Source organism: Streptomyces sp. NPDC007189 (assembly GCF_040703635.1).
GTDB lineage: Bacteria > Actinomycetota > Actinomycetes > Streptomycetales > Streptomycetaceae > Streptomyces.
Window position 1 is genome coordinate 1 of record NZ_JBEYEY010000011.1, and the last position, 26028, is coordinate 26028.

At 73.4% G+C, this 26028-nt stretch carries 18 protein-coding genes; 8 read left to right on the forward strand and 10 right to left on the reverse strand.

The annotated features are described in order from the left end of the window. Nucleotides 1-414 precede the first annotated feature (414 nt). Both AB0950_RS22250 and ptsP read left to right on the forward strand, forming a co-directional pair. The gene (locus tag AB0950_RS22250) at nt 415-864 is read left to right on the forward strand and encodes a PTS glucose transporter subunit IIA (protein ID WP_360157732.1); all 450 of its coding nucleotides are present in this window, start codon (nt 415-417) and stop codon (nt 862-864) included. Between the two features lie 78 nt (nt 865-942). Beyond that, a complete protein-coding gene (gene ptsP, locus AB0950_RS22255; protein WP_360157729.1) occupies nt 943-2613 on the forward strand; it encodes a phosphoenolpyruvate--protein phosphotransferase in 1671 nt (556 codons plus the stop codon). 126 nt (nt 2614-2739) lie between these two features. Here ptsP and AB0950_RS22260 read toward each other — a convergent pair whose 3' ends face one another. Together AB0950_RS22260 and AB0950_RS22265 are read right to left on the reverse strand one after the other, a co-directional pair. Next, nucleotides 2740-3633, reverse strand: a complete 894-nt coding sequence (locus AB0950_RS22260) for a hypothetical protein (RefSeq protein WP_360573816.1) — start codon at nt 3631-3633, stop codon at nt 2740-2742. A 24-nt stretch (nt 3634-3657) separates the two neighbouring features. Then, on the reverse strand, nt 3658-4203 hold the full coding sequence (locus AB0950_RS22265) for a hypothetical protein (protein ID WP_366779278.1): 546 nt from the start codon (nt 4201-4203) through the stop codon (nt 3658-3660). 62 nt (nt 4204-4265) lie between these two features. Between AB0950_RS22265 and AB0950_RS22270 the strand changes: the two genes are divergently transcribed. Next, complete coding sequence (locus AB0950_RS22270) at nt 4266-5066, forward strand: aminotransferase class I/II-fold pyridoxal phosphate-dependent enzyme (RefSeq protein ID WP_366779349.1); 801 nt, start codon at nt 4266-4268, stop codon at nt 5064-5066. An 11-nt stretch (nt 5067-5077) separates the two neighbouring features. Here the strand turns inward: AB0950_RS22270 and AB0950_RS22275 are convergent, their stop codons facing one another. After that, entirely contained in the window at nt 5078-7045 is a 1968-nt protein-coding gene (locus AB0950_RS22275) for an acetoacetate--CoA ligase (protein WP_366779279.1), read from the reverse strand. Between the two features lie 214 nt (nt 7046-7259). Between AB0950_RS22275 and AB0950_RS22280 the strand changes: the two genes are divergently transcribed. Beyond that, nucleotides 7260-9620 carry a TIM-barrel domain-containing protein gene (locus AB0950_RS22280; protein ID WP_366779280.1) on the forward strand — a complete coding sequence of 787 codons (2361 nt, stop codon included), beginning with the start codon at nt 7260-7262 and terminating at the stop codon, nt 9618-9620. 10 nt (nt 9621-9630) lie between these two features. Here the strand turns inward: AB0950_RS22280 and AB0950_RS22285 are convergent, their stop codons facing one another. Then, nucleotides 9631-10167, reverse strand: a complete 537-nt coding sequence (locus tag AB0950_RS22285) for an NUDIX domain-containing protein (protein WP_360157711.1) — start codon at nt 10165-10167, stop codon at nt 9631-9633. A gap of 45 nt (nt 10168-10212) precedes the next feature. After that, nucleotides 10213-11022 (reverse strand): M15 family metallopeptidase, encoded by an 810-nt coding sequence (locus tag AB0950_RS22290; protein ID WP_360157708.1) that lies wholly within the window; start codon nt 11020-11022, stop codon nt 10213-10215. Nucleotides 11023-11219: 197 nt separating this feature from the next. Between AB0950_RS22290 and AB0950_RS22295 the strand changes: the two genes are divergently transcribed. From AB0950_RS22295 to glpK, 3 genes are all read left to right on the forward strand, one after another. After that, nucleotides 11220-12869: a GGDEF domain-containing protein gene (locus AB0950_RS22295; protein ID WP_360573826.1), complete on the forward strand. Its 1650-nt coding sequence runs from the start codon at nt 11220-11222 to the stop codon at nt 12867-12869. 393 nt (nt 12870-13262) lie between these two features. Then, the gene (locus AB0950_RS22300; RefSeq protein WP_360573829.1) at nt 13263-14012 is read left to right on the forward strand and encodes an MIP/aquaporin family protein; all 750 of its coding nucleotides are present in this window, start codon (nt 13263-13265) and stop codon (nt 14010-14012) included. 103 nt (nt 14013-14115) lie between these two features. Next, complete coding sequence (gene glpK / locus AB0950_RS22305; RefSeq protein WP_366779281.1) at nt 14116-15636, forward strand: glycerol kinase GlpK; 1521 nt, start codon at nt 14116-14118, stop codon at nt 15634-15636. A 124-nt stretch (nt 15637-15760) separates the two neighbouring features. Here glpK and AB0950_RS22310 read toward each other — a convergent pair whose 3' ends face one another. The 4 genes from AB0950_RS22310 to AB0950_RS22325 all read right to left on the reverse strand — a co-directional run bounded on the left by AB0950_RS22310 (nt 15761) and on the right by AB0950_RS22325 (nt 20272). Further along, the gene (locus tag AB0950_RS22310) at nt 15761-16366 is read right to left on the reverse strand and encodes an ATP/GTP-binding protein (RefSeq protein WP_360157696.1); all 606 of its coding nucleotides are present in this window, start codon (nt 16364-16366) and stop codon (nt 15761-15763) included. 73 nt (nt 16367-16439) lie between these two features. Beyond that, nucleotides 16440-16835, reverse strand: coding sequence for a DUF742 domain-containing protein (locus AB0950_RS22315; RefSeq protein WP_361984828.1), 396 nt, complete (start codon nt 16833-16835; stop codon nt 16440-16442). A gap of 9 nt (nt 16836-16844) precedes the next feature. Beyond that, nucleotides 16845-17279 carry a roadblock/LC7 domain-containing protein gene (locus AB0950_RS22320; RefSeq protein WP_330341251.1) on the reverse strand — a complete coding sequence of 145 codons (435 nt, stop codon included), beginning with the start codon at nt 17277-17279 and terminating at the stop codon, nt 16845-16847. Beyond that, nucleotides 17276-20272 carry a nitrate- and nitrite sensing domain-containing protein gene (locus AB0950_RS22325; RefSeq protein ID WP_366779283.1) on the reverse strand — a complete coding sequence of 999 codons (2997 nt, stop codon included), beginning with the start codon at nt 20270-20272 and terminating at the stop codon, nt 17276-17278. Before AB0950_RS22325 ends, AB0950_RS22320 begins: the two co-directional genes overlap by 4 nt. 415 nt (nt 20273-20687) lie before the next feature. On the opposite strand from AB0950_RS22325, the gene AB0950_RS22330 reads away from it, so the two are divergent. Continuing rightward, nucleotides 20688-21215, forward strand: a complete 528-nt coding sequence (locus AB0950_RS22330) for a hypothetical protein (protein WP_360573835.1) — start codon at nt 20688-20690, stop codon at nt 21213-21215. 18 nt (nt 21216-21233) lie between these two features. Here AB0950_RS22330 and AB0950_RS22335 read toward each other — a convergent pair whose 3' ends face one another. Continuing rightward, on the reverse strand, nt 21234-25979 hold the full coding sequence (locus tag AB0950_RS22335) for a hypothetical protein (protein ID WP_366779284.1): 4746 nt from the start codon (nt 25977-25979) through the stop codon (nt 21234-21236). Nucleotides 25980-26028 lie beyond the last annotated feature (49 nt).

Here is a 26028-nt window from a genome sequence, read left to right on the forward strand (position 1 = left end):
CTGGCGTTGACTTTTGGCACGCTGTTGAGTTCTCAAGGAACGGTCGCTTCCTTCGTACTCACCCTCTCGGGCTTTCCTCCGGGCGCTTCCCTTCGATGTTTCCCACTCTATCAGGCTTTTTCCGTCTCTCCGACCACCACCCTGCGAGCATGCAGAAGCGGATCCAGAGATAGGATCTGATGAGTTTGGGTTCCGCCTGACGGGGGCGCTTGCGCAGCCCTCCGCCCCAGGCAGGAGTACGACTGTACACGGAGCCTCGGAGACGGTGCAAATCCATGGGGTTGGTGGTCTAGACCACTAGCTGGTAGCTTCTATCCGGAACCGCCAGTTCATATGACATACCCTGCTGCCAGTGCGCCGTCCGGGACAGCCAGTGACGGCCCGTAAGCAGCTCCACTCCTTGGGAGGCTTCCCATGACCACCGTGACGTCCCCTCTGGCCGGACGTGCCATCGGACTGGCCGAAGTGCCGGATCCGGTCTTCTCCGGGGCCATGGTCGGCCCGGGCACCGCGATCGACCCCGTGCGTGAGCCTTCCGAGGCCGTTGCGCCCGTGGACGGCGTCATCGTCTCCCTGCACCCGCACGCCTTCGTCGTGGTGGACGAGAGCGGGCGCGGCGTGCTCACCCACCTCGGCATCGACACCGTGCAGCTGAACGGCGAGGGTTTCGAGCTGCTCGTGAGCAAGGGCGACACTGTGAAGCGCGGCCAGGCCGTCGTCCGGTGGAATCCGGCCGCGGTCGAGGCCGCCGGCAAGTCGCCGGTCTGCCCCGTCGTCGCACTCGAGGCCACGGCCGAGTCCCTTTCCGCCCTGCGTGACAGCGGAGACGTGAAGGCCGGCGACAGCCTCTTCGCCTGGAACTGACGGCAGTGCCGTCAGCGGACGGCGATCAGCACAACCACCGCGGCGGCGCGGCCCGCCGCACTATCGGAGACGGGTGACATGGAGACAACGCTGCGAGGCGTCGGCGTGAGTCATGGCGTGGCCATCGGCGAGGTCCGGCACATGGGCACGGCGGTGCTGGAGCCGCCGGCCAAGCAGATACCGGCGGAGGAGGCCGAGCGGGAGCAGGGGCGTGCCCGCCAGGCCGTGGACGCCGTGGCCGCCGATCTCATGGCGCGCGGCAATCTGGCCGGCGGCGAGGCCCAGGCCGTACTCGAGGCGCAGGCCATGATGGCCCAGGACCCCGAGCTGATGGCCGATGTGGACCGGCGGATCGCCGTCGGCAGCACGGCCGAGCGCGCGGTGTACGACGCGTTCGCGGCCTACCGGGAGCTGCTGGCCGGTGCCGGTGAGTACCTCGCCGGCCGGGTGGCCGATCTCGATGATGTGCGGAACCGTATCGTCGCCCGGCTGCTGGGCGTGCCGATGCCGGGTGTCCCGGACAGCGACCAGCCCTATGTACTCGTGGCCCGGGACCTGGCCCCCGCGGACACCGCGCTGCTGGATCCCGCGCTGGTGCTGGGCTTCGTGACCGAGGAGGGCGGGCCGACCAGCCACAGCGCGATCCTGGCGCGGGCGCTGGGCGTGCCGGCGGTCGTGGCACTGCCGGGTGCCGGTGAGCTGGCCGAGGGCACGGTGATCGCCGTCGACGGCAGCACCGGCGACATCTTCGTGAACCCGAGCGAGGAGAAGAAGGCGCAGCTGGAGGCCGCTGCCGCCGAGCGCAAGGCCGCGCTGGCCGCGTCGACCGGGCCGGGGGCGACGGCGGACGGTCACAAGGTGCCGCTGCTGGCCAACGTGGGCGGTCCGGCGGACGTGCCGGCCGCGGTGGAGGCCGGAGCCGAGGGTGTCGGTCTGTTCCGTACCGAGTTCCTGTTCCTGGACGACAGCAAGAACGCTCCTTCCGAGGCGAAGCAGGTGGAGGCCTACCGGCAGGTGCTGGAGGCGTTCCCCGAGGGCCGTGTGGTCGTGCGGGTGCTGGACGCGGGCGCGGACAAGCCGCTGGACTTCCTGACTCCTTCCGACGAGCCGAACCCGGCGCTGGGCGTGCGGGGCCTGCGCACGCTGCTGGACCACCCGGAGATCCTGCGCACGCAGCTGACCGCGCTGGCGAAGGCCGCCGAGGGGCTGCCGGTCTACCTCGAGGTCATGGCGCCGATGGTCGCGGACCGTGCCGACGCGAAGGCGTTCGCGGACGCCTGCCGTGCGGCGGGGCTGCGGGCGAAGTTCGGCGCGATGGTGGAGATCCCGTCGGCCGCGCTGCGGGCGCGTTCGATCCTGCAGGAGGTCGAGTTCCTTTCGCTGGGGACCAATGACCTCGCGCAGTACACGTTCGCGGCCGACCGGCAGGTGGGCGCGGTGTCCCGGCTTCAGGACCCGTGGCAGCCGGCGCTGCTGGACCTGGTGGCGTTGTCCGCGGAGGCGGCGAAGGCCGAGGGCAAGAGCTGCGGTGTGTGCGGCGAGGCCGCGTCCGACCCGCTGCTGGCCTGTGTGCTGACCGGTCTGGGCGTCACCTCCCTGTCGATGGGTGCGGCGTCGATTCCTTATGTCCGGGCGACGCTGGCGAAGTACACGCTGGCGCAGTGCGAGCGGGCCGCGGCGGCGGCGCGTGCCGCGGACAGCGCCGAGGAGGCGCGGGCCGCGGCTCAGGTGGTGCTGTCCGGCGAGTAGGCCGTGACGGCGCTTTTCGCGCGTGTGCCGGGTTCAGGGGCGTCCCGCCTTCGGGTGGGGCGCCCCTGGCGCGTTCGGCGCGCTGTCGCCGTGGGCGCGGTCCGCCTGTGTGGCGTCTCGGTGCGCTCAGTGCCGGTGGTCCGGTGTGCCGCTCTCGGCTCCGAGGTCGGGCGGCTGGCAGTAGTCGACGCCGGATTCCGGGGAGATGAGGTCGCCGGATTCGACGTCGGTGCAGTAGGCGTCGAAGACTTCGGCGGCGGTGAGTGGTTCGAGGCCGCCGCAGCGCAGTCGCCAGCCGTAGACCCGGTCGGCCGTGTCGGGGGCGCTGGCGCGCAGGACGAGTCCGCCGGGGCTTCGGGTCGCGAGGCCGAGCGCGAGGACGCTGGTGAATTCGAGGACCTCCGCCTCGTCTAGGCGGATGCCGTCGTCGGCGTCTTGGTCGCCGTGGAGGACGGCGACCAGGGTGTCGGGTGGTCCGGAGACGCTGCACACGAGGTGGCGGTCGCCGGGCGGTGCGGTGTCGAGGATGCGGATGAGGAGTTCGGAGGCGCGGGTGAAGGCAGCTTTGCCGATGTCCTCGCCGCAGGTGGGGCAGGGGCCGAGGCGGGAGAGCAGGGTGGTGGCGTACTCCCATGTCGCCTGGCGTACGGCTTCGTCCACGAGGGCGGGGACGAGGGTGGCGAGGGGCCGGCCGTCGTAGGGGATGGTGGGGCCCGTCGCGGCGAGTTCCGCGGTGAAGCGGCTCCGGCTGGCCGGGGCTTCGGGGTCGAGGCCGGCTTGCGCGCAGTAGGCGGCGTAGTCCTCGGGGTCGAAGAGGGCGAGTGTGGTGTGGGTGCCCTGGGCGGCGCGGGCCCTGAGGACGGCTTCCACCTGCCGGAGATAGGTCTGGTGGTCGTCGAAGGTGAAGCTGCGGTAGCGCCGCATGGCGCGGAAGTCGTGTTCGTCGGTGAGCAGGCCGATGGTGCCGGCGATCTCGCGGCGCAGGACGCGTCGCATGGTCTGGTGGTCGGTGTGCGCCATGTTTCCCCCTGAGTGCGCAGTCGATCAATGCTCACTCACCGTAACCGGCGGCACTGACAACGGGCTGCCGTGGAGGCGGTCGCGGACCAGGCGGTGCTGAAGTGCGCAGGTCGCGGCGATGATGGCGCCGAAGCCGGTCCAGCCGAGGGGGCCGGTGGCGATGGCCGCGGTGACGGCGAGGGGGCCGAGGCTGCGCTGGGCGGACTGGGCGAGTCCGTGCACGCCGAGGTAGGCGCCCTGTGCGGTGCCGGGGGCGAGAGCCAGGGAGAGTTCCCAGGACACGACGGCGTGCAGCATCTCGGCCAGGGTGAAGAGGACGGCGGACGCGGTGAGCAGGCAGATTGCCTGCTCGGTGCCGCCGGTGGCGGACACGGCGAGGGTGACGCCACCGGCGGCGGAGGCGGCGGACAGCGGGAGGAGCAGTTTCCGGGCTGCCGCGGTGGTGGTGCCGTACCGGGCGAGCGGCACCTGGAAGGCGACGACCATCACGTTGTTGACGTAGGCGAGGTAGGTGCGGTCGCGCGGCTGGCAGCGGACGGCGTCCCCGCGGAGCACGTGACGTTCGCGCACGGGCGCTGGACCTGATCGGCCGGGTGCTGTCGGCCGAATTGCGTCCGGGGGACGCCGTGGCGATGGAGGACCCGGGATATCACCACCTGCTGGATCTGGTCGCGGCGCTGGGACTGCGCACGGTCCCGGTCGCCGTGGACGACGCGGGGATCCGCCCGGAGGACCTGCGCGAGGCGCTCAGGGCCGGGGCGCGGGCGGTGGTGTTCAGCCCGCGCGCGCAGAACCCGTACGGCGGGTGCTTCTCGGCCGACCGCCGTGACGCGCTGGCCGAGGTGTTGCGTGCCGCGCCCGAGGTGCTGGTGGTGGAGAACGACCACGCCTCGGAGGTGTCGGGCGCCCCTCTGCACACGGTGACGAGCGCGGGACCGGGGCGCTGGGTGCATGTGCGGACCGTCAGCAAGTTCCTGGGGACGGATCTGCGCTGGGCGGCGGCGGCCTGCGACCCGGTGACGCTCGCGCGGCACGACGGCCGGCTGCTGCTCACCTCGGGCTGGGTCAGCCATCTGCTGCAGGAGACCGTGCACGGGCTGATGACCGACGAGGGCATGCGCGCGTTGGTGGCACGCGCGCGTGAGACGTACGTGCTGCGCCGCACCGCGCTGGCCGGCGAGCTGAGCGCACGGAACATCGCCTCGCACGCCGTGAGCGGGATGAACCTGTGGGTGCCGGTGCGTGACGAGTCGGCGGTGGTGAACGGGCTGCGGTCGTACGGCTGGTGGGTCGCGGCCGGGGCGAGGTTCCGGCTGGCTTCCGGGCCCGGCGTCCGGATCACCGCCGCGGGGCTGACGCCTGCCGAGGCCGCGCGGCTGGCCTCGGACTTCGCCGCCGTACTGGGCGAGTCCGAGGCCACCTATGGAGGGTGAGGCCCGCGGTGTCAGCCGCGCTTGCGGGCGAGTTCCTCGTAGAAGCCGAGCAGGGCGAGGTCGTCGATGGAGCCGGGGTTGACCGCCTTCTCCAGCGGGGTGCCCTGCAGGAGGCGCTTGACGGGGACCTCGATGCGCTTGCCGGTGAGGGTGTGCGGGACGCCGGGCACCTCGATGATCTCGTCGGGCACGTGGCGCGGCGAGAGCTGCTCGCGGATCGTCTGCCTGATCCGGTTCAGCAGGGCCTCGTCGAGGACGGCGCCGGGCGCGAGGTGCACGAACAGCGGCATCCAGTAGCCGCCGTCGGGCTGCTCGATGCCGATGACCAGGGACTCCTTGATCTCCGGCAGCCGTTCGACGACCTCGTAGATGTCGGCCGAGCCCATGCGCACGCCCTGCCGGTTGAGGGTGGAGTCGGAACGGCCGTGGATGATCACGGTGCCGCGCGAGGTGACGGTGATCCAGTCGCCGTGCCGCCAGACGCCGGGGTAGGTGGCGAAGTAGCTGTCGTGGTAGCGGCTGCCGTCCGGGTCGTTCCAGAAGCGGATCGGCATGGAGGGCATCGGGTTGGTGACGACGAGTTCGCCGACCTCGTCGACGACCGGCTTGCCGCTCGGGTCCCAGGCCTGCAGATCGGTGCCGAGGCCGGGCGCCTGGAGTTCGCCGGTGTACACCGGGAGGGTCGGTACGCCGCCGGCGAAGCAGGAGCAGACGTCGGTGCCGCCGCTGACGGAGGCGATCCACAGGTCGTCGCGGACCTCGTCGTGCAGCCAGCGGAAGCCGTCGGGCGGCAGCGGGGAGCCGGTCGTGGCGACGCACTGCACGGCGGACAGGTCGTAGTCGCGGACAGGGTGGACGCCGGCCTTGCGGCAGGCCATGACATAAGCGGCGGAGGTGCCGTAGAGGGTGGCGCCGGTGCGTTCGGCGACCCGCCACTGGGCGCCCGTGTCCGGGTAGCCGGGGCTGCCGTCGTACAGGACGATCGTCGTGCCGGTGAGCAGGCCGGAGACGAGGAAGTTCCACATCATCCAGCCGGTCGAGGTGTACCAGAAGAAGCGGTCCTCGGGGCCGAGGTCGCAGTGCAGGCCGAGCTGCTTGAGGTGCTCGACCAGGATGCCGCCCTGGGACTGGACGATGGCCTTGGGCAGGCCCGTGGTGCCGGAGGAGTACAGCACCCACAGCGGGTGGTCGAACGGGACCTGCTCGAAGACCGGCTCGGCGTCGCCCGCGGTCAGCGCCGACCACTCCAGGGCGCCCTCGGGCGCCGGTGTGCCCAGCAGCGGGATGTGGACGACGGCGCGCAGGGTGGGCAGCTCGCGGCGCAGCTCGACGACGATCTCTCGGCGGTCGTGCTCCTTGCCGCCGTAGCGGTAGCCGTCGACGGTGAACAACACGACGGGCTCGACCTGCTGGAAGCGGTCCAGGACGCTGCGGGCGCCGAAGTCGGGGGCGCAGGAGGTCCACACGGCGCCGACGGCGGCCGTGGCGAGCAGGGCGACGACGGCCTGCGGAACGTTGGGCAGGTAGCCGCTGACCCGGTCGCCGGGGCGGACCCCGAGCGCGCGCAGTTCGGCGGCGAGGGAGCCGACCTGGCGGCGCAGCTCCAGCCAGGTCACCGGGCGCGGTTCGTGGGTCTCGTCGACATACAGCAGGGCGGGTTCGTCCGCGCGGTCGGCGGCGGCGCGCAGGGCGTGCTCGGCGTAGTTGAGGGTGGCTCCGGGGAACCACTGGGCGCCGGGCATGGCGCGGTCGCCGAGCACACGCGCGTACGGCGTGGAGAAGCGGACGTCGAACCACTCGGTGACGGCTTCCCAGAACGTCTCCAGGTGGTCGACGGACCACTGGTGCAGGGCGGGATAGCCGCCGTCGGCGGGGGCGCCGTGGTGCTCGGCGGCCCAGGCCTGGAACCGGGTGATGCGTGCCTGGGCGATCCGCTCTGGATCGGGCTGCCAGAGCGGCTGGGGGTTCGCGGTCGACATGGTGGCGGCTCCCGGGCTGTGCGCGTCGTGTGCGTCGGTCCGCGCACGGCTGGGGTGTGCGCGTGACGCGGCTGACAGGGACGATGCCATGTGATCGACTTCTACACCAGGGTGCGCCCCACACAGTCCGTGTCGTGAAGATGTGGTCTCGCCACGGGTGAACGGCAGTTGAACGACACGCGCGCGTGGGGCGCGCAGTGGCAGGGTGAGCAGCATGGACGGTCGTGACCTGGTGCGTTCGGTGAGTGGAGTCGGGGCGGGGAGGGCGGCTCGGGGTTTGCGTACCGTCCGGGCGGCGTGGCGCAGGCGGCGGATCGACGCCGCCGCGCTGCCGCGGCGGGGAGCCGAGCGGGCGCGGGTCCCGGGCCGGCTGGAGAGCGCGGAGCCGGGGCCGGGCGGCGGGCTGATCCGGTTCGGGCGGTCCGAGCTGCGGATCACCGTCGCGGTGAACGGGGCCGTGTTCTGGGGCTGGGACGGGACGGGCCCGCAGCCCTCGTACGCGCTCGCCGGGAGCTGTCCGGAGCCGGATCCGCGCGCCGTGCTGGAGCCGGACAAGGACGGTGGCTGGCGGGTGGTCGCCGAGCGGGTGACGGTCGCCGTCTCACGGCACGGCGCGGTGGAGGTGCGCACGCCCGGTGGCGTGACCCTGCGCCGGGACCTGCCGCCGCGCTGGTGGGAGCCGGTCGGCGGGGGCCCGGCGCGCTGGATGCAGCGGTCGGAGGTGCCGGCGGACGCGCGCTTCTTCGGTCTGGGCGGCCGGGCGGCCGGGCCCCGGCTGCGGGACGGGGCGTACCGGCTGTGGAACACCGACCCCGGCCGGGCGTTCGGCCCCGGTGACGATCCGCTGTACCTGACCATGCCGGTGCAGCTGGTGGTGGCGGACGCCGGCACGCATCTGGTGTTCCACGACACGACGTGGGACGGCACGGTGGTGCTGCGCGAGGGCGAGGAGGGGGCCGGGTCGGGGCACGACCGGGCGGGGCGCTGCGAGCTGCGGATGGACGGCGGCCCGCTGCGCTGCTGGGTGATCGTGGGCGCCCCCGCGCGCGTGCTGCACACGTGGGCCTCGCTCACCGGGGCGCCCGCGGTGCCGCCCGCGTGGGCGCTCGGTCACCAGCACGCGCGGTGGGGCTTCGGCAGCGAGCAGGAGGTCCGCCGGATCGTCGCGGGATACCAGGAGCGCGGGCTGCCGCTGGACGCCGTGCACCTGGACATCGACCACTACGACGACCACCAGGTGTTCACGGTCGATCAGGAGCGGTTCCCGAAGCTGCCGCAGCTCGCCGAGGAGCTGCGCCGGGACGGGATCCGGCTGGTGTCGGTCGTCGACCCGGCGGTGAAGGCGGCGCCGGGCAACGCCGTGTACGACAGCGGCTCGGCCGTGGACGCGTTCGTGCGGGACGCCTCCGGGCGCACGGTGCGCGGTGTGGTGTGGGCCGGGGAGTCGGTCTTCCCGGATTTCACGCACGCGCGCGTGCGCAAGTGGTGGGGCGGGCTCTACGAGGAGCGGCTGGGGCAGGGCTTCGCCGGCTTCTGGCACGACATGAACGAGCCGACGTCCTTCAACGCCTTCGGTGAGCCGACCCTGCCGCGTTCGGCCCGGCACACGCTGGAGGGGTGCGGCGGCGATCACCGGGAGGCGCACAACGTGTACGCGCTCTGCATGGCCCGGGCGGGCTACGAGGCGCTGCGCGAGCTGTCGCCCGGCAAGCGGCCGTTCCTGTTCTCGCGGTCGGGCTGGGCGGGGCTGCAGCGCTACGGGGGCAGCTGGTCCGGGGACGTGGCGACGGGCTGGCCGGGGCTGCGGGCGTCGCTGTCGCTGGTGCTGGGGCTCGGGCTGTGCGGAGTGCCGTACTCGGGCCCGGACGTGGGCGGTTTCGACGGCGATCCCTCGCCGGAGCTGTATCTCAGGTGGTTCCAGCTGGGGGCGTATCTGCCGCTGTTCCGCACCCACGCGAGTGTGCGGGCGGGGCGCCGGGAGCCCTGGGAGTTCGGTCCCGAGGTGCTGGAGCACGCGCGCGTGGCGCTGCTCGAACGGCGGCGGCTGCTGCCGTACTTCATGACGCTGGCGCATCTGGCCCGGCGCACCGGCGCTCCCTATGTGCGGCCGCTGTGGTGGTCGGCGCCGGAGGACCGGACGCTGCGCGACTGCGAGGACGCGTTTTTGCTCGGGGAGGCTCTGCTGGTGGCTCCGGTGCTGGGTCCGGGCGCCGAACGGCGCGCGGTACGGCTGCCGCGGGGCCGGTGGTACGACACCGTGACGCAGGAGGCGTACGACGGGCCGGCGCGGGTTGTCGTCGACGCGCCGCTGGCGCGGATACCGGTGTTCGCGCGCGCGGGCGCGGTCGTCCCGGTGCGCGGCGCCGATGGCGGTCTCGAGCTGGAGGTGTGGGCGCCCGCGCGTGGCCGTACGGGCGGCGGTCTGGTGGTGCCGGACGCGGGCGACGGGTGGGAGGAACCGGAGGTCGAACGGTACGTCGCCCGCCGCCAGGGTGCCCGGGTGGTGGTCACGCGGGAGGGGGAGGGGGGTTCCGCCGAGCCGCCGTACCCGGTGCGGGTGCGGGGGCTCGGCTGAGCCGCGCCGGTCAGACGTACCGGCCCTCGAACCAGGCCCTGACGGCCAGGGTGTGCAGCGGGAAGGCGAGTTCCTCGGGCCGGCGCAGCAGCTCCCAGCCCTCGGTCTCGTCCGTGGGGCCGGCGGGCGGAAGGCCTTCCACCGGGCGCTCCGGGAGGAGTCCGAACAGCAGCAGGTGCCCGTCGGGCGAGCTCATGGCGTCCACGAGCCGCACGTCGCGCGCGGCCGCGTCGATGCCGGTCTCCTCCTTGAGTTCCCGCACGACGGCCTGCTTCCAGTCCTCCCGGTCGTCGATGTAACCGCCGGGCAGGGCCGTGCCCCCGCGCGCGGGGGCGACGGTCCGGGTGATGACGACGAGGGCCGTGCCCTTGGTGTCGTACACGGGCTGGAGCGCGATCGCGACCGGCAGCGGATTGCGGTAGGCGACGGTTCCGCACGCGGGGCAGGTGCGCGGCCAGCCGGAAACGCCCTCTCCATAGGGCGCTCCGCACCTCGAACAGTGCGAGTCCGGTGCGGAATTGGCAGTTGAGGCTTGAGTTTCGGACACGCGCGGACTGTATCCGATCGGAAGTGGGTCGTCTTGGGCAGGCGGTCAGTGTCCGCTGGCGAGGGACTTCCGGGACACGGGGAAGTCGAAGTAGGTGTCCGGGTACGGCTCGGGCTGGTACGTGTAGTGCCACCACTCCTCGGCGAGGTTCACGAATCCGAGGCTCTCCATGGTGTTCTTGAGCAGCAGGCGGTTGGCGCGCTGTACGCCCTGGATGCGCGGGTCGAGGGTGTGCGCGAGGGTGTCGAAGCAGTCGAATCCGGTGCCCATGTCGACGGAGTTGTCGGGGAAGCGCTCGTCCTTGGGCGCGTAGCAGGGCACGAGCGGCTGTCCGGGGTGGTAGGGGCGGGTCGGCCGCGCGGGGAGCTTCACGATCGTGAGGTCCATGGTCGAGCCGCGGCTGTGGCCGGACTTCTCGGCGATGTAACCGTCCGCGAAGAGCCGGGTCTTGTCGACGTTCGGATAGAACTCGGCCTTCATCGCCTGGTCGTCGAGGTCCTCGGCCCAGCGGACGAAGTGGTTCACGGCGCGCTGCGGCCGGTAGCAGTCGTACACCTTGAGGGTGTAGCCCTTGCGGAGCAGAATGCGCTGGGCCTTGTGGAGGGCCTCGGCGGCGGGGCGGGTGAGGATGCAGATCGGCTGCTCGTAGCCGTCGATGCGCTCGCCCACGAAGTTGTGCGGGGTGAAGTAGCGGATCTCCTGGATGATCGTGGGATCCACGCTGCTCAGGGCCACGAAGTCCTTGGGCGCCCTGGGCTCCGTCGTGGCCCCGGCGGCCGCGGGGGCGGTGGTCACGGCCAGCAGGGCGGCGAGGGCGGTGACGAGACCGCGGACTGCACTGGTGAGTCGTGTCATGTCTCCTGCATCTATCAGGTGAGCGTTCCGCCCGGGAAGCTCTGTGCCCCTTTCCGGACGGGCGGCGCTGATCGCGGTGAGGTGGGCGGAGGCGTTTGTGGCCCCTGTGGTTCCACGCTGAGTGACCACCCCGGAATCCTGCGTGAACGTCTCATGAACTGCGCCTGGGCGTACGCGGGCAGCGCCATCATGCTCCCGTGCACTCCTGGACGGATACTCTCCGCTTCGCCTTCCAGCCGGTGGTCAACCTGAGGACGGGCGCGGTCGCCGCACTGGAGACACTCGCCCGCCCGGAGACGGGTGACATCCTGGCCGAGGCCCGCCGGGATCCCGAACTCGACGGGAGACTCGCGGTGTCGGCGCTGCGTGCCGCGGCACGCAAGGAGATCCTGCTGCCGCTGCACCTGAACGTGTTCGCGGCCACGCTCGCCGACCTCGGCGGCCTCACCCCCCTGCACGACGCCGTGCGCGCGGCCGGGCGGCTGCCCTGGGAGGTCACGCTGGACGTGGTCCCGCCGTACACACACGTGCCGCAGCGGGCCCTGTTGGAGGCGGTGGCCGCACTGCGCGAACAGGGGTTCCGGATCAGCGCCGACGGTGTCGGGGACGGTGACGTACCGCTTCGGCTGCTCACCGACCTCTCCCCCGACCTGGTCAAGCTGGACGCCTGCCTGCTGGCGCGGCCGGCCGCGGTGCGGGCGATGCGCACGCTGTGCGAGGACCTGGGCGCCCTGGTCGCGGTGGAGGGCGTGGAGACGGAACTGCAGTACGCGGCGGCGCTGTCGGCCGGGGCGCAGCTGGGCCAGGGCGAGCTGTTCGCGCCGCCGGCCCGGATCCCCGCCGCGGACGTATACGTTCCGCCCCGCTCCCCCGGCACCGTCGGTGTGCCCCGGTCGGGGCCGTCGGTGCGGGAGTTCGTGCGCCCGGCCGCCGTACTGCCGGTGACCGCCCCGGCGGGACAGGTGCGGGCGCTGCTGACCGGTTCACCCGATGTGTCCGGGGTGCTGCTGGTGGACCAGGCGGGCCGGCCCGTGCGCTCGGTGCACCGGTCCCGGTTCCTGCTGTCGATGTCCGGCCGCTACGGGCACGCCCTGTACGCCGACCGGCCGGCCTTCAAGCTCGGGGACGCGCCCCGGACGGTCGGCGTCGACGCCACCGCCTGGGAGGTGCTGGACGTCGTCGCGGTCGGCGGCCGGGACCGCACCTCCGACGATGTCGCGGTGGTCGACCGGCACGGCCGGTGCGTGGGCGTCGTACGGCTCGCGGACCTGGTGCGGGCGCTGGCCGAGAGCCGGGTCGAGGAGGCGGCCGGGCTCAACCCGCTGACCCGGCTGCCCGGTTCGGACGCGATCACCAGCGAGGTGGACCGGCGGATCGCGGACGGCCGCGCCTTCGCGCTCAGCTGGCTGGACATCGACCACTTCAAGCAGGTCAACGACGGCGCCGGGTTCGCCGCGGGCGACGAGCTGATCCGGTCGGTCGGGCGGGCGCTGCAACAGGCGGTTCCGGGGCACGCGCGCGTGGGGCACATCGGCGGCGACGACTTCCTGGTGCTGGCCGAGGAGGAGGCGCTCGGTCCGCTGGTCGCCGCCGTGCTCGACGCGCCCTGGTCGGCCGGGGGCCGGCCGGTCACGCTGTCGCTGGCGACCGTGGTGTGCGCACCGGGCAGCGTGGGCGACCACCGGCAGGCCGCCGCCCAGCTGGCGCCGCTGAAGCAGGCGGCCAAGGCGCTGCGCGGCGGGAGCTGGGTGCTGGGGCGGGCCGGGCTGCCCGGTCACGAGGTCCGGCGCGGCTCGGGGGCGGCGCCGGCGCCGGCCGGGTGCGCGGTCGTGGAGCCGGGGCGGTGAAGATCCTTGCCGCACCCGCCCGTTGAGGCACATCCCGGGTGTGCGATGCGCCGGCCGGGCCACATGTCCGTCGCGGCCCGGCGCCGGTGACCCCGGGCGGGGACGCGTCGATGTCACCGTCGCCGTCGGCAACCTTGACGCCCCCCGGGCGCCGGTGAACACTTCCCGGTGTCAGCCGACATCGCCGTACATTCTCGGCGTTATCAGGCGCTGCGCCACGGGTCTGTCCTGCTCCACGACCCGTCCTTCCCCGGCGATGCGGCTGCGACGGCACGCTCGTCACGGACGCCGGGCGGGACTTAGGACTCCCTGCCTCCGGCTGCAGACGCCAACGGAGCTTTCCCGCACGGAAGTCCGGGGCCGCCCGCCCCGAAAGGCGCCAAGGGAGCCGCCATGAGCAATGGAGACATATTCGTCGGCGAAGTCATCGGCACCGCGATCCTGATCCTCTTCGGTGCCGGTGTCTGCGCCGCCGTCACCCTCAGATACTCCAAGGCGCGGGCCTCCGGCTGGGTCGTCATCGCGTTCGGCTGGGGCTTCGGCGTCCTCGCGGGCGCGTACACCGCCGCTCCGCTCTCCGGCGGCCAGCTCAACCCCGCGGTCACCCTCGGCATCGCCATCGACACCGGCAAGTGGGGCAAGGTGTGGGTGTATCTGCTGGGCCAGCTCGTCGGCGCGATGCTCGGGGCCGTGCTGGCCTATCTGGTGTACCTCGCCCAGTTCCAGGCCAACGTCCGCAAGGAGGGCACCACGCAGGGCACGGCCGACGAACCGGTGCCGACGCTGGGCGTCTTCTCGACCATCCCCGAGATCCGGAACCCGCTCGCCAACCTGATCACCGAGATCATCGCGACCGTCGCGCTGGTGCTGCCGATCCTCGCCTTCGGACTGACGAAGGGGCTCGGCGAGTCCGGTACCACCGTGCTGATCGTCTCCCTGCTCGTCGTGGGCATCGGGCTCTCCCTGGGCGGCCCCACCGGTTACGCCATCAACCCCGCCCGCGACCTCGGCCCGCGCATCGTGCACACCTTCCTGCCGATCCCCAACAAGGGCAGCTCCGACTGGGGTTACGCCTGGATACCGGTCGTCGGTCCCCTGATCGGCGGGGCCATCGCCGGCGGCCTCTACAACGCGGCCTTCTGAGCCGCCGTATCCCGCCTCCTCGGCCCCGAACGCCGACTTCCTCCCTCTCCCCGCAACGAGCCCCGCAGACCAGCGACCCGACCCAGCGACCCAGGGGACCGCCATGACGGACACCGCCGACACCTACGTCGCCGCCATCGACCAGGGCACCACGTCCAGCCGTTGCATCGTCTTCGACCACAGCGGCGCCATCGTCGCCGTCGACCAGCGCGAACACCGCCAGATCTTCCCCAAGCCGGGCTGGGTGGAGCACGACGCGACCGAGATCTGGTCCAAGGTGCAGGCCGTGGTGGCCGGAGCACTGGCCAAGGCCGGGCTGCGCGCCGAACAGCTGAGCGCGCTCGGCATCACCAACCAGCGGGAGACCACCGTCCTGTGGGACCGCGCCACGGGCAAACCCGTGCACAACGCGATCGTCTGGCAGGACACCCGCACCGCGGCCCTGTGCGGCGAACTGGGCGGCGCGGACGGGCAGGACCGCTTCCGCGAGCAGACCGGACTGCCGCTCGCCAGCTACTTCTCCGGGCCCAAGGCGGCCTGGCTGCTGGACAACGTGCCCGGCCTGAGGGAACGCGCCGAGCGCGGCGAGATCGCCTTCGGGACCATCGACTCCTGGCTGATCTGGAACCTCACCGGCGGCACCGAGGGCGGCCGGCACGTCACCGACGTCACGAACGCCGGCCGCACCATGCTGATGAACCTCCAGACCCTCCAGTGGGATCCGGCCATCCTGTCCGCCATGGACATCCCCGAGGCGGTACTGCCGGAGATCCGGTCCTCCGCCGAGGTGTACGGCACCGCCGTCGGACAGCTCTCCGGGGTGCCCGTGGCCTCTGCGCTGGGCGACCAGCAGGCCGCCGTCTTCGGGCAGGCCTGCTACGACGTGGGCACCGCGAAGAACACCTACGGCACCGGCAGTTTCCTGCTGCTGAACACCGGCGACCGGCCCGTGCCGTCCAAGAGCGGGCTGCTGACGACGATGGGCTACAAGATCGGCGGGGAGGCGCCGGTCTACTGCCTGGAGGGCTCCATCGCGATAACGGGCGCGCTCGTCCAGTGGTTCCGCGACCAGCTCGGGATCATCCGCACCGCCGACGAGATCGAGACGCTCGCGGCGAGCGTCGAGGACAACGGCGGCGCCTACATCGTGCCCGCGTTCTCGGGTCTGTTCGCGCCCTACTGGCGCTCCGACGCGCGCGGTGTCGTCACCGGCCTCACCCGGTACGTCACGAAGGCGCACCTGGCGCGTGCGGTGCTGGAGGCGACGAGCTGGCAGACCCGGGAGGTCGTGGACGCCATGTACCAGGACTCCGGGGTGCGGATCAACACCCTGAAGGTCGACGGCGGCATGACCAAGAACAACCTGCTCATGCAGCACCAGGCGGACGTCCTCGGCGTACCGGTCATCCGGCCCCGGGTGTCGGAGACGACCTGTCTGGGCGCCGCGTACGCGGCCGGTCTGGCGACGGGCGTGTGGAACGACCTGGACGAGCTGAAGTCGCACTGGCAGCGGGACGCGGAGTGGACACCGGCGATGGAGCCGTCGGCACGCGACCGCGAGTACCGCAACTGGCGCAAGGCGGTGGAGAAGAGCTTCGGCTGGCTGGAGGAGGGCGACGCGTAGCGGGATCGCGCACGCGCGCGTGAGGGTTCCTTGCGGAGAGTCCCGGCACCGGCGTGAGGGCTCCTCACCGGACCACGGCTCGTACCCCAGTCGGCGGGGGTACGGGCCGTGCCCCTGAGGCCGGTCAGCGGAGGGCGGCCTGGCGGCGGTCCGCGGCGTGGTCCATCGCGTGCTGGACGACTCCGACGAGCACCTCCTTGACCGATTCCCGCTCCCGCGCGTCGCACAGCAGCACCGGCACGCCGTCGTCCAGGTCGAGGGCCTGCCGGATCGCCTCGGCCGGGTAACGGGCCGCTCCCTCGAAGCAGTTGACACCGACGAGGAAGGGGATGCCGCGCCGCTCGAAGTAGTCGACGGCGGCGAAGCAGTCCTCAAGACGGCGGGTGTCGGCGAGGACTACGGCGCCGAGCGCGCCCTCGGACAGCTCGTCCCACATGAACCAGAACCGTTCCTGTCCGGGCGTGCCGAACAGGTACAGCACCAGATCCTCGCGCAGGGTGATCCGGCCGAAGTCCATGGCCACGGTGGTGGTGTGCTTGCCCTCCACCCCGCTGGTGTCGTCGACCGGGCGGCCCGCCTCGGTGAGCAGTTCCTCGGTGCGCAGCGGCCTGATCTCGCTGACGGCGCCGACGAGGGTCGTCTTGCCCACGCCGAAGCCGCCGGCCACCAGGATCTTGAGCGTGACGGGCTCGACCGGGGACGTGCCGCGCTCAGAACGCCCGAAGATCATCGGTCTCTTCTCCTGCTTGAGGGGTCTTGATAGTCCTGGTCGAGGGCTCCCGGTCGAGGGCTCCTGCCCGGTGTCACAGGGCCCGGAGGCCGTTGATCACGTCGCGCAGGATCCGCTCGTCCGGCAGCTCTGCCGGTGGCACCGGACGCGTGACATGGACGAGTTCCGCGTGCACGAGGTCGCCGACGAGGACACGCACCACGCCGACCGGCAGGTCGAGTTCGGCGGCGAGTTCGGCGACCGACTGCGGTTCGCGGCGGCAGAGCCCGACGATCTCCACGTGCTCCGGCGCCAGCGTCGGGTCCGTTTCCGGGTCGTCCACGCCGGGTTCCGTGACGACCACCGCGATCAGGTCGAGCCGGTGCTGGCCGGGACTCGTGGTCCGGCCGCGCGTCATGGCGTAGGGACGGACGACCGGTCCGGCCTCGTCGTCGAACCAGTGGTTGCTTCCCTGACCGTCTGTGCTCATGACATCTCACTACCCGCCCGCGGGCAGATCGGTGCGCGGTGCGCTGCCCAGATGTGCGCCGACCCGCTTGACCAGCAGGGTCATCTCGTAGGCGACCTGTCCGACGTCGGAGTCGGCGTCGGACAGCACGGCGAGGCAGCTGCCGTCCCCGGCGGCCGTGACGAACAGGAAGGCGTCGTCCAGCTCGACCACCGTCTGCCGGACGCCGCCCGCGTCGAAGTGCCGGCCCACGCCCTTGGCCAGGCTGTGGAAGCCGGATGCGACGGCGGCCAGATGCTCGCTGTCCTCGCGGGTCAGGTCCTTGGACACACCCGTCGGGAGCCCGTCGCCGGACAGGATGACGGCCTTGCGGATGCTGGCCACCCGGTCGACCAGGTCGTCCAGGAGCCAGTTGAGCCCTCCCTTGTCGGTCGCCGTGTGGCCGGTCGCCTTCGGTGCGGTCATCGACCGTCCCCCTTTGTCGTTCCTTGTGCTGTGCCGTCGTGGGCGTCGTCGCCCGCGGCGTTCTCCCGCCGGCCGCGCTGCCAGCCGCGCTGGAGCGAGGCCATCCGGCTGCGGACCTCCTCGGCGTCGCGGTCGGCGGGCTGCGCCGCGCGCTCGGCACGCGGCGCGGTGTCCTGCTTGAGCTGGGGGGCCAGACTGGCCTGGCGGATGCGCCGGGGCAGGGCGCCGGTGGCCGGTTCGGCAGCGCCCGGGGCGCCGGACTTGGCCGGTTCGGCAGCGCCCGGGCCGCCGGCCGTGTGACCACCGTGCCCAGCGGCGCCGTCGGCCGAGGTCGTGGGCCTGGTACGCCGGGGCAGGGCAGCGGCATCCGACACCCCCTCGGGGCCGTCGGCAGGAGTCGTGGGCCTGGTACGCCGGGGCAGGCCGGGGGCGTCGGACACCGCGTCGGTGTCCTGCGCGGCAGGCGGGTCGGTGACCTGCGCGGCGGGCGCCTCGCGGTCCCCGGCGGTCCGGCCGGGCGGTTCCGCGGAGGGCGTGGTGCGGGTGCGGCGCGGCAGCGCGGGCACGTCGGTGCTCTCCGGGGCGGTCGCGTCGCGCTCCCCCGCCTGGTCCGTGGGCTCGGCGGGGTGTCCCGGGGTGGTGGTGCGTCGGCGGGTCGGGAGAGGGGCCGGTCCTTCGGTGCCGGGGCTGCGGGGCCCGGCGGAGGGCTGCTGGTCCGGTTCCTCACGGCGGGAGCGCCGGCCGGTGACGGGCCTGCCGTGCGAGCTGACCAGTTTCGGGGTCTGCCGGCGCGGCAGCGGTATGGGCCCGGTGTCACCGGCCTCGGCGGACGGGGCGGGCGCCGCGTCGTCCGCGCCGGAGCGGCGCGGACGGAACAGTCCGCCGCGCGCGCTGTCCTCGTCGGCCAGGACGCCGGGGAAGTCGTCGATGGCGTCGAGATCCACCGGCGCCTCCAGCTCGACCGGGCCGTCCAGCAGCGAGGTGGGCAGGCCGGGAAGCTGCGCCGGCGCCATGGACCGTACGCCCGCCAGGCCCGCCTGCGCGCTGCCCTTCGCCGGTCGGTCCCGGTCGAGACGGAAGCCGAGGCCGTTGGTGTCCGGTACGTCGTCGGACAGCAGCGCGTCCGGGATGAAGACGACGGCGGTGGTGCCGCCGTACGGCGACGGCTGGAGGGAGACCCGGACGTTCTGCCGCTGGGCGAGCCGGCTGACCACGAACAGGCCGAGCCGGTCGGTGTCGGACAGTTCGAACTCGGGTGTCTCGGCGAGGCGCAGGTTGGCCTCGAGGAGCGCCTCGGCCGTCATGCCGAGCCCGCGGTCGTGGATCTCCAGCGTGAAGCCGTTGGCGACCCGCTCGCCGAGCACCTGCACGGCGGTGTGCGGGGGCGAGAAGACCGTGGCGTTCTCGAGGAGTTCGGCCACGAGATGGGTGAGGTCGGCGACGGCAGGACCGGTGACGGCGACCCGGGGCAGGCGCCGTACCTCGACGCGTTCGTAGTCCTCGACCTCGGCGACCGCGGCCCGTACGACGTCCATCAGCTGCACCGGGCGGCGCCACTGCCGGGAGGGCGCGGCGCCGGAGAGGATGACCAGGCCCTCGGCGTGCCGGCGCATGCGGGTGGTGAGGTGGTCCAGGCGGAAGAGGTCGGCGAGTTCGTCGGTGTCCTCGGTGCGGCGCTCCATGGTGTCGAGGAGGGTGAGCTGCTTGTGCAGCAGCACCTGGCTGCGGCGCGCGAGGTTGACGAAGACCTCGGAGACGCCGGCGCGCAGTTCGGCCTGTTTGACGGCGGCCTCGACGGCGGCGCGCTGGAGCGTGTTGAGGGCCTGCCCGACCTCGCCGATCTCGTTCTTGTCGTACTCCAGGCGCGGCACCTCGGTCTCGACGTCGACCTGTTCGCCCGCGGACAGCCGGCGCATCACGCTGGGCAGCCGGACGCCGGACGCCTCGTGGGCTTCCATGCGCAGCCGGCGCAGGTCGCGGACGAGGCGGCGGCCGATCCGGACCGACACGACGAGGGAGGCCACGAGCGCGACCAGGCCGAGCAGCCCGGCGACGGCGGCCTGCAGGATGACGCCGACGGCCACCGGGCGCGTGCGGTCCTGGAAGCGGTCGCCGACCTGGTCGTCGAGGGTGCCGAGGTCGTCCAGGGCGCTCGCGGCGGCGGAGTCCCAGCTCTGCGCGGTGACGCCGCGCGGGGTGCCGGACTCCGCGTCGATGACGGTCCGTTCGGCCGTGCGCAGCGGGGCGGTGGCGGCGTTCTTCCAGAAGCCTTCGTAGCGGTCGCGCTCGGCGGCGGGCAGCAGCGGCAGGCTGACGTCGTACAGGACGGTGCGCTGGGCGGCGAGGTCGGCGATGTCGCGCCGCTCGGCGCCGGTCAGCCGGCCGACGACGAGCGAGGAGCCGAGCAGGGCGTCCTCGCGGGAGAGCAGTTCGCGGGCACGGGCGATGTTGACCATCGCGCGTGCCTGCACGTCCAGGGCGACGTCGTCGATGCCTTCGAGGGAGGCGAGGAGCGTGAAACAGGGGTCGACGAGGCGGTTGTACAGATCGTAGGCCTGGGACCGGGTGACCGTGCCCTGCTCGACGCCGTGGCGCAGGGAGTCGAGGCCGTCGAAGGCGTCCAGGACGGCGGTCAGGCGCTCGTTGTCGGCCACGTCCAGGCCGTCGAAAATGTGCCGGCCGCCGGCGTTCCCGCGGATCTTGGCGATGGCGCGGTCGGTCGCCGCGCGGGTGCGCCGCAGCGCGGCGAGGGCGTCGGCGGCTCTGGGGTCGGCGAGGTAGACGAGGGTCTGACGGCGCTCCTGCTGCAGGACGCGGATGGCGTCCTCGGCGGGGTAGCCGATGTCCTGCTGGACGTCCGTCACCTGGAACAGCCGGGCCGCTTCGCGCCCTGTGAGTACCGTGGCGAAGCCCCAGATGGCGGTCAGGGACACCAGCGGCACGAGAAGCAGCGCCACGATCTTCCGGCGGATGGACTTCCCGCGAAAGCGCATGGCCTCCCCCAGCTCGACCCCCGTCGGCCGGGGGTGCACATGTCCGTCAACAAACGGCGCGAGCCTACTACCGCCTCACAGTTAACTCGAAGACATGTCCGGAGGGCGAACTTCCGCTGCGGCGGTGAGACATGGCGAGTTGTCCGGGCATTGCGGGAGATTGCCACCGCGATCCGGCGCCCCAGCATGGACGGACCGACGCGCCGTTACCGGGTGGTTGGCTGGAATTTTTCGCCGACCGGGAATCATCGGGTGATCTCGTTCGTCCTCCTTACGGGAAATGGGGGCGGAATGGGCCACAGGAGCCGCATCCCGCACCCCGGCGGCGTAAAACAGCGCAAGCCGGGCAGCCACTGGGGAGTCGGAGTCTTGTGACGCCGGGGCGAGCGGTCTGGCGGTGGGGAGTGACACGGTGATGGACACTGCGGAGCGGCGCGAAGCGCCCGAGGAGAGCGTGGCGGGGCGCTCGGCGGCGGGACGGGGCCTGGAGGCGCGGGATCGCGACATTCCGGCGCCCAGGCGCGCCGGGGAGGCCACCGCCGAGCAGCGGTACTACCGGCCCTTGTGGGTGGAGGAGCCGGCCAAACGGCATCCGCTGCCGGATCCGGTGCGTACGGCGGCGGTGCGGGCGCTGCTGATCACCGCGGTGACGCTGATCCAGGCGATGGTGGCGTTCCTGTCCACGATGGCCGGATCCTGGCTGGCGTTCCCCATGGTGATCAGCAGCGTGGTGAGCACGGTGGTGGCCACCTGGGCCGCGGTCGACGTGTGGGTGACCCGCCAGGTGTGGAGCCAGCGGTACGGCGTGGTCTCCGAGCCGAGCAGCACGGCCCGGGCGCTGCGCCGCGAGCGGCGCGCCCGGCGACGCGAGGAGCGCGCGGCCCTGCGCGAGCAGGACCGGATACGCCGCCGGGGCGGCGCCGGGCAGCTGTCCCACCCCTGAGTCGCCCGGGCCGCGACGCTACGGCGTGGCCGGCGCCGGCTTCTTGAACATCCGGGTCGCCGTGATCTCGCTGTGCACCGCTTCCCCGGCCTGGGGCTGCCGGGGCAGTCCGGGCCTGAGGTGTTCCTCCACGCTGATGTACTTCAGGCCGGCCCTGAGGTCGGCGTCGTTGCGGAGGCGGATGACGAGCGGGAACTCGGCCAGGGCGGTCGTGTCGAACAGGCCGGTGGTGTAGAGCAGCTGCACCCCGAGCGCGTCCGCCACGGCGCGCTGCAGCTCCAGCAGGTAGGTGGCGTTGGCGCGGCCGATCGGGTTGTCCAGGAACAGCGTGCCGGCGTGGCGGTGCTTGTCCCGGCCCCGGTCGTTGCTGCGCAGCGCGGCCATCGTGCAGTACAGGGCGATCGCCGCGGTGAGCAGCTGGCCGCCGGAGAAGACGTCGCCCATCTGCCCGACGGGGACGCGCTCGGCGCGCAGTACGGCGTCGGGCTTGAGGATCTCGACGGCCACGCCCTTGGGCTGGAGCGCCGCCGCGACGCCGCGCAGCAGCAGCGACATGCCGTCCCGGCGCAGGTCGGAGTTCTTCTTCACGGCCGCGCGGGTGGCGTCGTCGATGACCTCGCCGAGGCGTTCGGTGAGCGTGGCCTGGTCGGGTTCCTCGAAGCGGATGCGCAGGAACTCCTGGCCGGACCACTCGCCGAGGCCCTCGGGCAGCCGGGAGAGCCGCTGCGCGGACCTCAGGGTGGCGAGGGCGGACTCCACCAGGCCCCGGAGGCGGTCCACGATGGAGTCGCGGTTGCGTTCGAGCTGGGCCAGCTCGTCGGTCAGGACGCGCAGCCGGGGCGCGAAGGCGTCGGCCCACTTCTGCGCGTGCTCGGGCAGCGCGGATGCGGGCAGTTCGCGGATCTGCTGCCGGGCGGGGGTGCGGACCTGTTCGTAGCGCGTGGCGTTGGCGTGCCGGACGAGGACGTCGCTCGCCTCGCGCACGGCCGCCTCGGCGGCGGACAGGTCGGCGGCGCAGCCGCGCAGCGAGCGGCGGGCCTCGGCGGCGGAGTGCCGGGCCTCCTCCAGGCTGCCGGGGTACGGCTCCGGCTCCTCGTGCTCCTCGTCCGGGGTGTGCTCGCGCAGCAGGTCGCGGAGCATCGCGGCGATCTCGTCGAAACCGCCGGCCGCGTCCTCGGCGGCCCGGTGGGCCTCCAGCAGCTCGGCGTGGGCCTCGCGGGCCTCGGCCAGCGCCTCGGTCCGGGCGGCGAGTTCGGCCGTCGCGGTGCGCAGCAGGGCCTGGGCGTGCTCGGCGTCGCGCGGGACGAGCTCCTCGGGCAGCTCGGTGTGCGCCTCGCCGTCCTCCGGGGCGTGCCGTTCGGCCTCGCCGCGCAGCCGGCCGAGCTGTTCGCTCGCGCTGGACATGCGGGTCTCGAGCAACTGCACCAGCTCCTCCGCGCGGGCGGCGGCGGCCTGCCGGGAGGGCCCGTCGGAGCCGTCGGGCGACTGCAGCAGCTGCTCGGCGCGGGTGCGGACCTTGTTGCTGAGCCGGTCGAGTTCGGCGCGGGCGGCGCTCTCGTCGCTCTCCGCGCGGGCCTGCTCGGCGCGCAGGTCGGCGCCGACGCCGACCTTCTCGTACACCTGGGAGGCGGCCCGGTAGGCCTCGCGCAGGGCGGGCAGGGAGGCCTGGGGGGCGTCGGTGTCCTCGGCCGGTACGTCGTCGGGGGCGCCGGCGATCTCGGAGCGCTCGGCGCGCAGGGCACGCGCGGTGCGGCGGGCGTCGTCGGCGGCGCGCTGGGCGGCGCGGCGGTCCTCGTCGGCGGTGCGGGCGCGCTCCAGGCAGGCCTGGGCGCGGGCCTCGGACTCGGCGGCCTCGTCGGCGAGTTCGCGCAGCCGTGCCTGCCAGCCGGCGCGCTCGCGGAGCCGGTGGGCGAGTCCGGCGAGGGCGTCGGCGGCGCGGCGGGCCTTCTGCGCGGCCTCCTGCCGCTCGTCGCGGACCTGCACGGCCTCGGCGGCGGCCTCGTCGGACTCCGCGCGGAGCGTACGGGCCTCGGCCAGCTCGGCCTCGGCCTCCTCGGCGAACGCGCGGGTCTCCTCGGCCGCCCGGGCCAGTTCGGTGAGGCGTCCGGCGGGGCAGCCGGTGCGCCAGGAGGCGAGTCGGGCGGCCAGTTCCCGGTCCTTGCCGAGCCGGGCGGCGAGGGCGCGGATCTCCTCGTCGCGCTCGGTGGCCCGGGCGCGCAGCGCCTGGCGTTCCTCGTCGGCGGCGTGCTCGTCGTGCATGGCCGGGTTCGGCGGCACGAGGAAGACGTCGCCCGGGGCGGCGTCGGCGGCGGGGGCCGGGGCGAGCAGGGCGGCGGCCGTACCGACGGCGACGGCGGAGCGGGGCAGCAGGGCGGCGTCTTCGAGGGCCTCGCGGGCACGCGCGTGCGTGTCCGGGTCGGTGATGATCACGCCGTCGACCAGCTCCGGGCGGGCGGCGAGGACGCGCGCGTGGTCGGCGGGGTCGACGGCCTGGGCGAGGTAGCGCCAGCCGGGCAGTGCCGGGATGCCATGTTCGCCGAGGAACTCCACCGTGGCCAGGACGTCGGGGCCGGGCGGCAGCAGTCCGCCGTCACCGAGCGCGCCGAGGATCCGGGAGTCGTCGGCGGCGGCCGTGCGCAGTTCGAACAGGTGGCGTTCGGCGGTCGAGACGGCGTCGTCGAGGAGTTCGCGCAACTCGTCGGCGAAGCGGTCCAGTTCCTCGGGGGTGAGGGGGCCTTCGGCGAGCGGGCGGGCGGTGCCGTGCGCGTCCGGTCCCGTCGGCTGTGCGGCGCCGTCACGCGCGCTCTCACGCGCTTCTGCGTCAGCGCCCTGCCCGGCCCGCGCGCCGCCCCGGGTGTCCATCGCGTCGTCGGCCCCGGACCGGGGCCCGGGCACTCCGGGCCGGCCGGCGGCGGGCGCACCCGGCAGGCTGAGCAGTTCCGCGAGCCGCTCTTCGGCGGCCAGGGACTCGGCGAGGCGCCGCTCGGCGTCGTAGGCGCGCTGGGCGGCCGTGGCGGCGTCCGCTGCGCGGGCCGCGGTCAGTTCGGCGCGGGACTCGGCGGCGGCGGCCTCGCGCGCGTGCTCGGTGGCCCTGCGGGCGGCCTCGCGGGCCGCGTCCCAGGCGGCGACAGCGCTCTTCTCGGCGTCGCTCGCGGCGAGGGCGGCGCGCGCCGGGTCGGCGTCGGGGGCGCTGTCGTCGAGCCAGCCCGCGCGGACGGCCTCGGCGGTCTCCTGCTCGACCTCGGCGAGCCGCTGGCGCAGATGCCCGGCCTCGCTGCGCGCGCGCTGTGCCTCGGTCGCGGCGGTGGTGGAGTCGCGGTAGGCGGAGTCGGAGGCCTCCTGGAGGGCGGTGGAGCGCTCCTCCTCCTCGTTGGCGAGGGCCTCGGCGCGCCCGGCGGCCGCGTGCAGGGCCCGTACGAGGTCCACGGCGGCCTTGGCGCGGGCGGCGAGCGCGGGCGCGGCGTCGCGCTCGGCCTCCTGGATGGCGGCGGACACGCGCGCGACGCGGTCGGCGGCGGCACGGTGCCGCAGCACGGCCTCGGCGGCCTGCCAGGCGGAGTGCAGGGTGCGGGCGTCGGCCAGCTCGCGCTTCTGCGCGGCGGCGGACTTCTCGGCGGCCGCGAGCGCCAGGGAGGCGTGCCGGTAGGCGAGTTCGGCGGCGATCAGGGCGCTGCGCTCGCGGGCGCCCTCGGAGTGGGTGACGGCGTAGGCGGCGGCGGTGACCCGCTGGGCGAGGTCGGCGGCGCGCACCCGCTCCTGCACCGCGCGCGCGGACAGCCGCCGGGCGAGGGTGCGGGTACGGCGCTCGGCGCCGGCGTGGACGTCACGCGCGCGTGCGCGTGCCTCGGCGGCCTCGACGATCCGCCCGAGCAGGTCGACGGAGCCGGCGGTGAAGTCCCGCTCGGCGATCAGCTCGGCGCGCCGGCCGAGCTTGTTGCCGAAGCCGCTGACGAGGTCGGCGAGGCCGTCGGTGTCGCGGGTGTCGGTGACGGCGCGCAGCAGCAGGTCGGTGAAGTCGGAGTCCTTCTTGACCGCGAAGAGGCCGGCCGCCTCGCCCTCGTCGGCGTTCATCTCCCGCTGGTAGCGGAAGAGTTCGGGGTCGAGGCCGAGGTCGCCGAGGTGCTCGATCCAGCGGTCGTGGATCTCCTCCCAGTGCACCTCCAGGTGCGGGTAGGCCTTGCCGGCCTCCGTCAGGGCGTCGCGGAAGCCCTTCATGGTGCGGCGGCGGCCCTGCGCGCCCGAGGTGCCCTCGGCGGGCGGGCGTACGGCGGTGGACTCGGCGACCGGCAGGTTGTCCAGGCTCAGCCCCGGTCCGGGCCGGAAGGAGTACCAGGCCTCGGCGAACTTGCGCGGGTCGCTGGACACCTGCCGTCCGCGCCACTCGCTGACCTTGCCGACGACCACGCACTCGCCGGTCTGCACGTGCTGCCACTCCAGCGCCACGTGGCCGCAGTCGTCGGCGAGCAGGAACTTGCGCAGCACACCGGAGCTGGCGCCGCCGAGGGTGTTGCGGTGGCCCGGCAGCATCACCGAGAAGATCAGCTTGAGCAGCACGGACTTGCCGCCGCCGTTCTCCAGGAAGAGCACGCCCGCGGGCGCGGGCCGGCGCGGCGGGCCGGAGGGCTCCTCCTCGAAGAACTCCGCCTGCGTGGGCGCCGGGTCGGGCACGGGCTCGCCGACGCCCCGCAGGTCAAGCACGGTGTCGGCGTAGCGCGCACCGGCGGGACCGATGGAGTAGAGGCGGACCCGGGACAGCTCGTACATGGCGGACTCTCGTCGTAAGTCTTCGGAAAACGTGCGGGGGGTGCGGGAC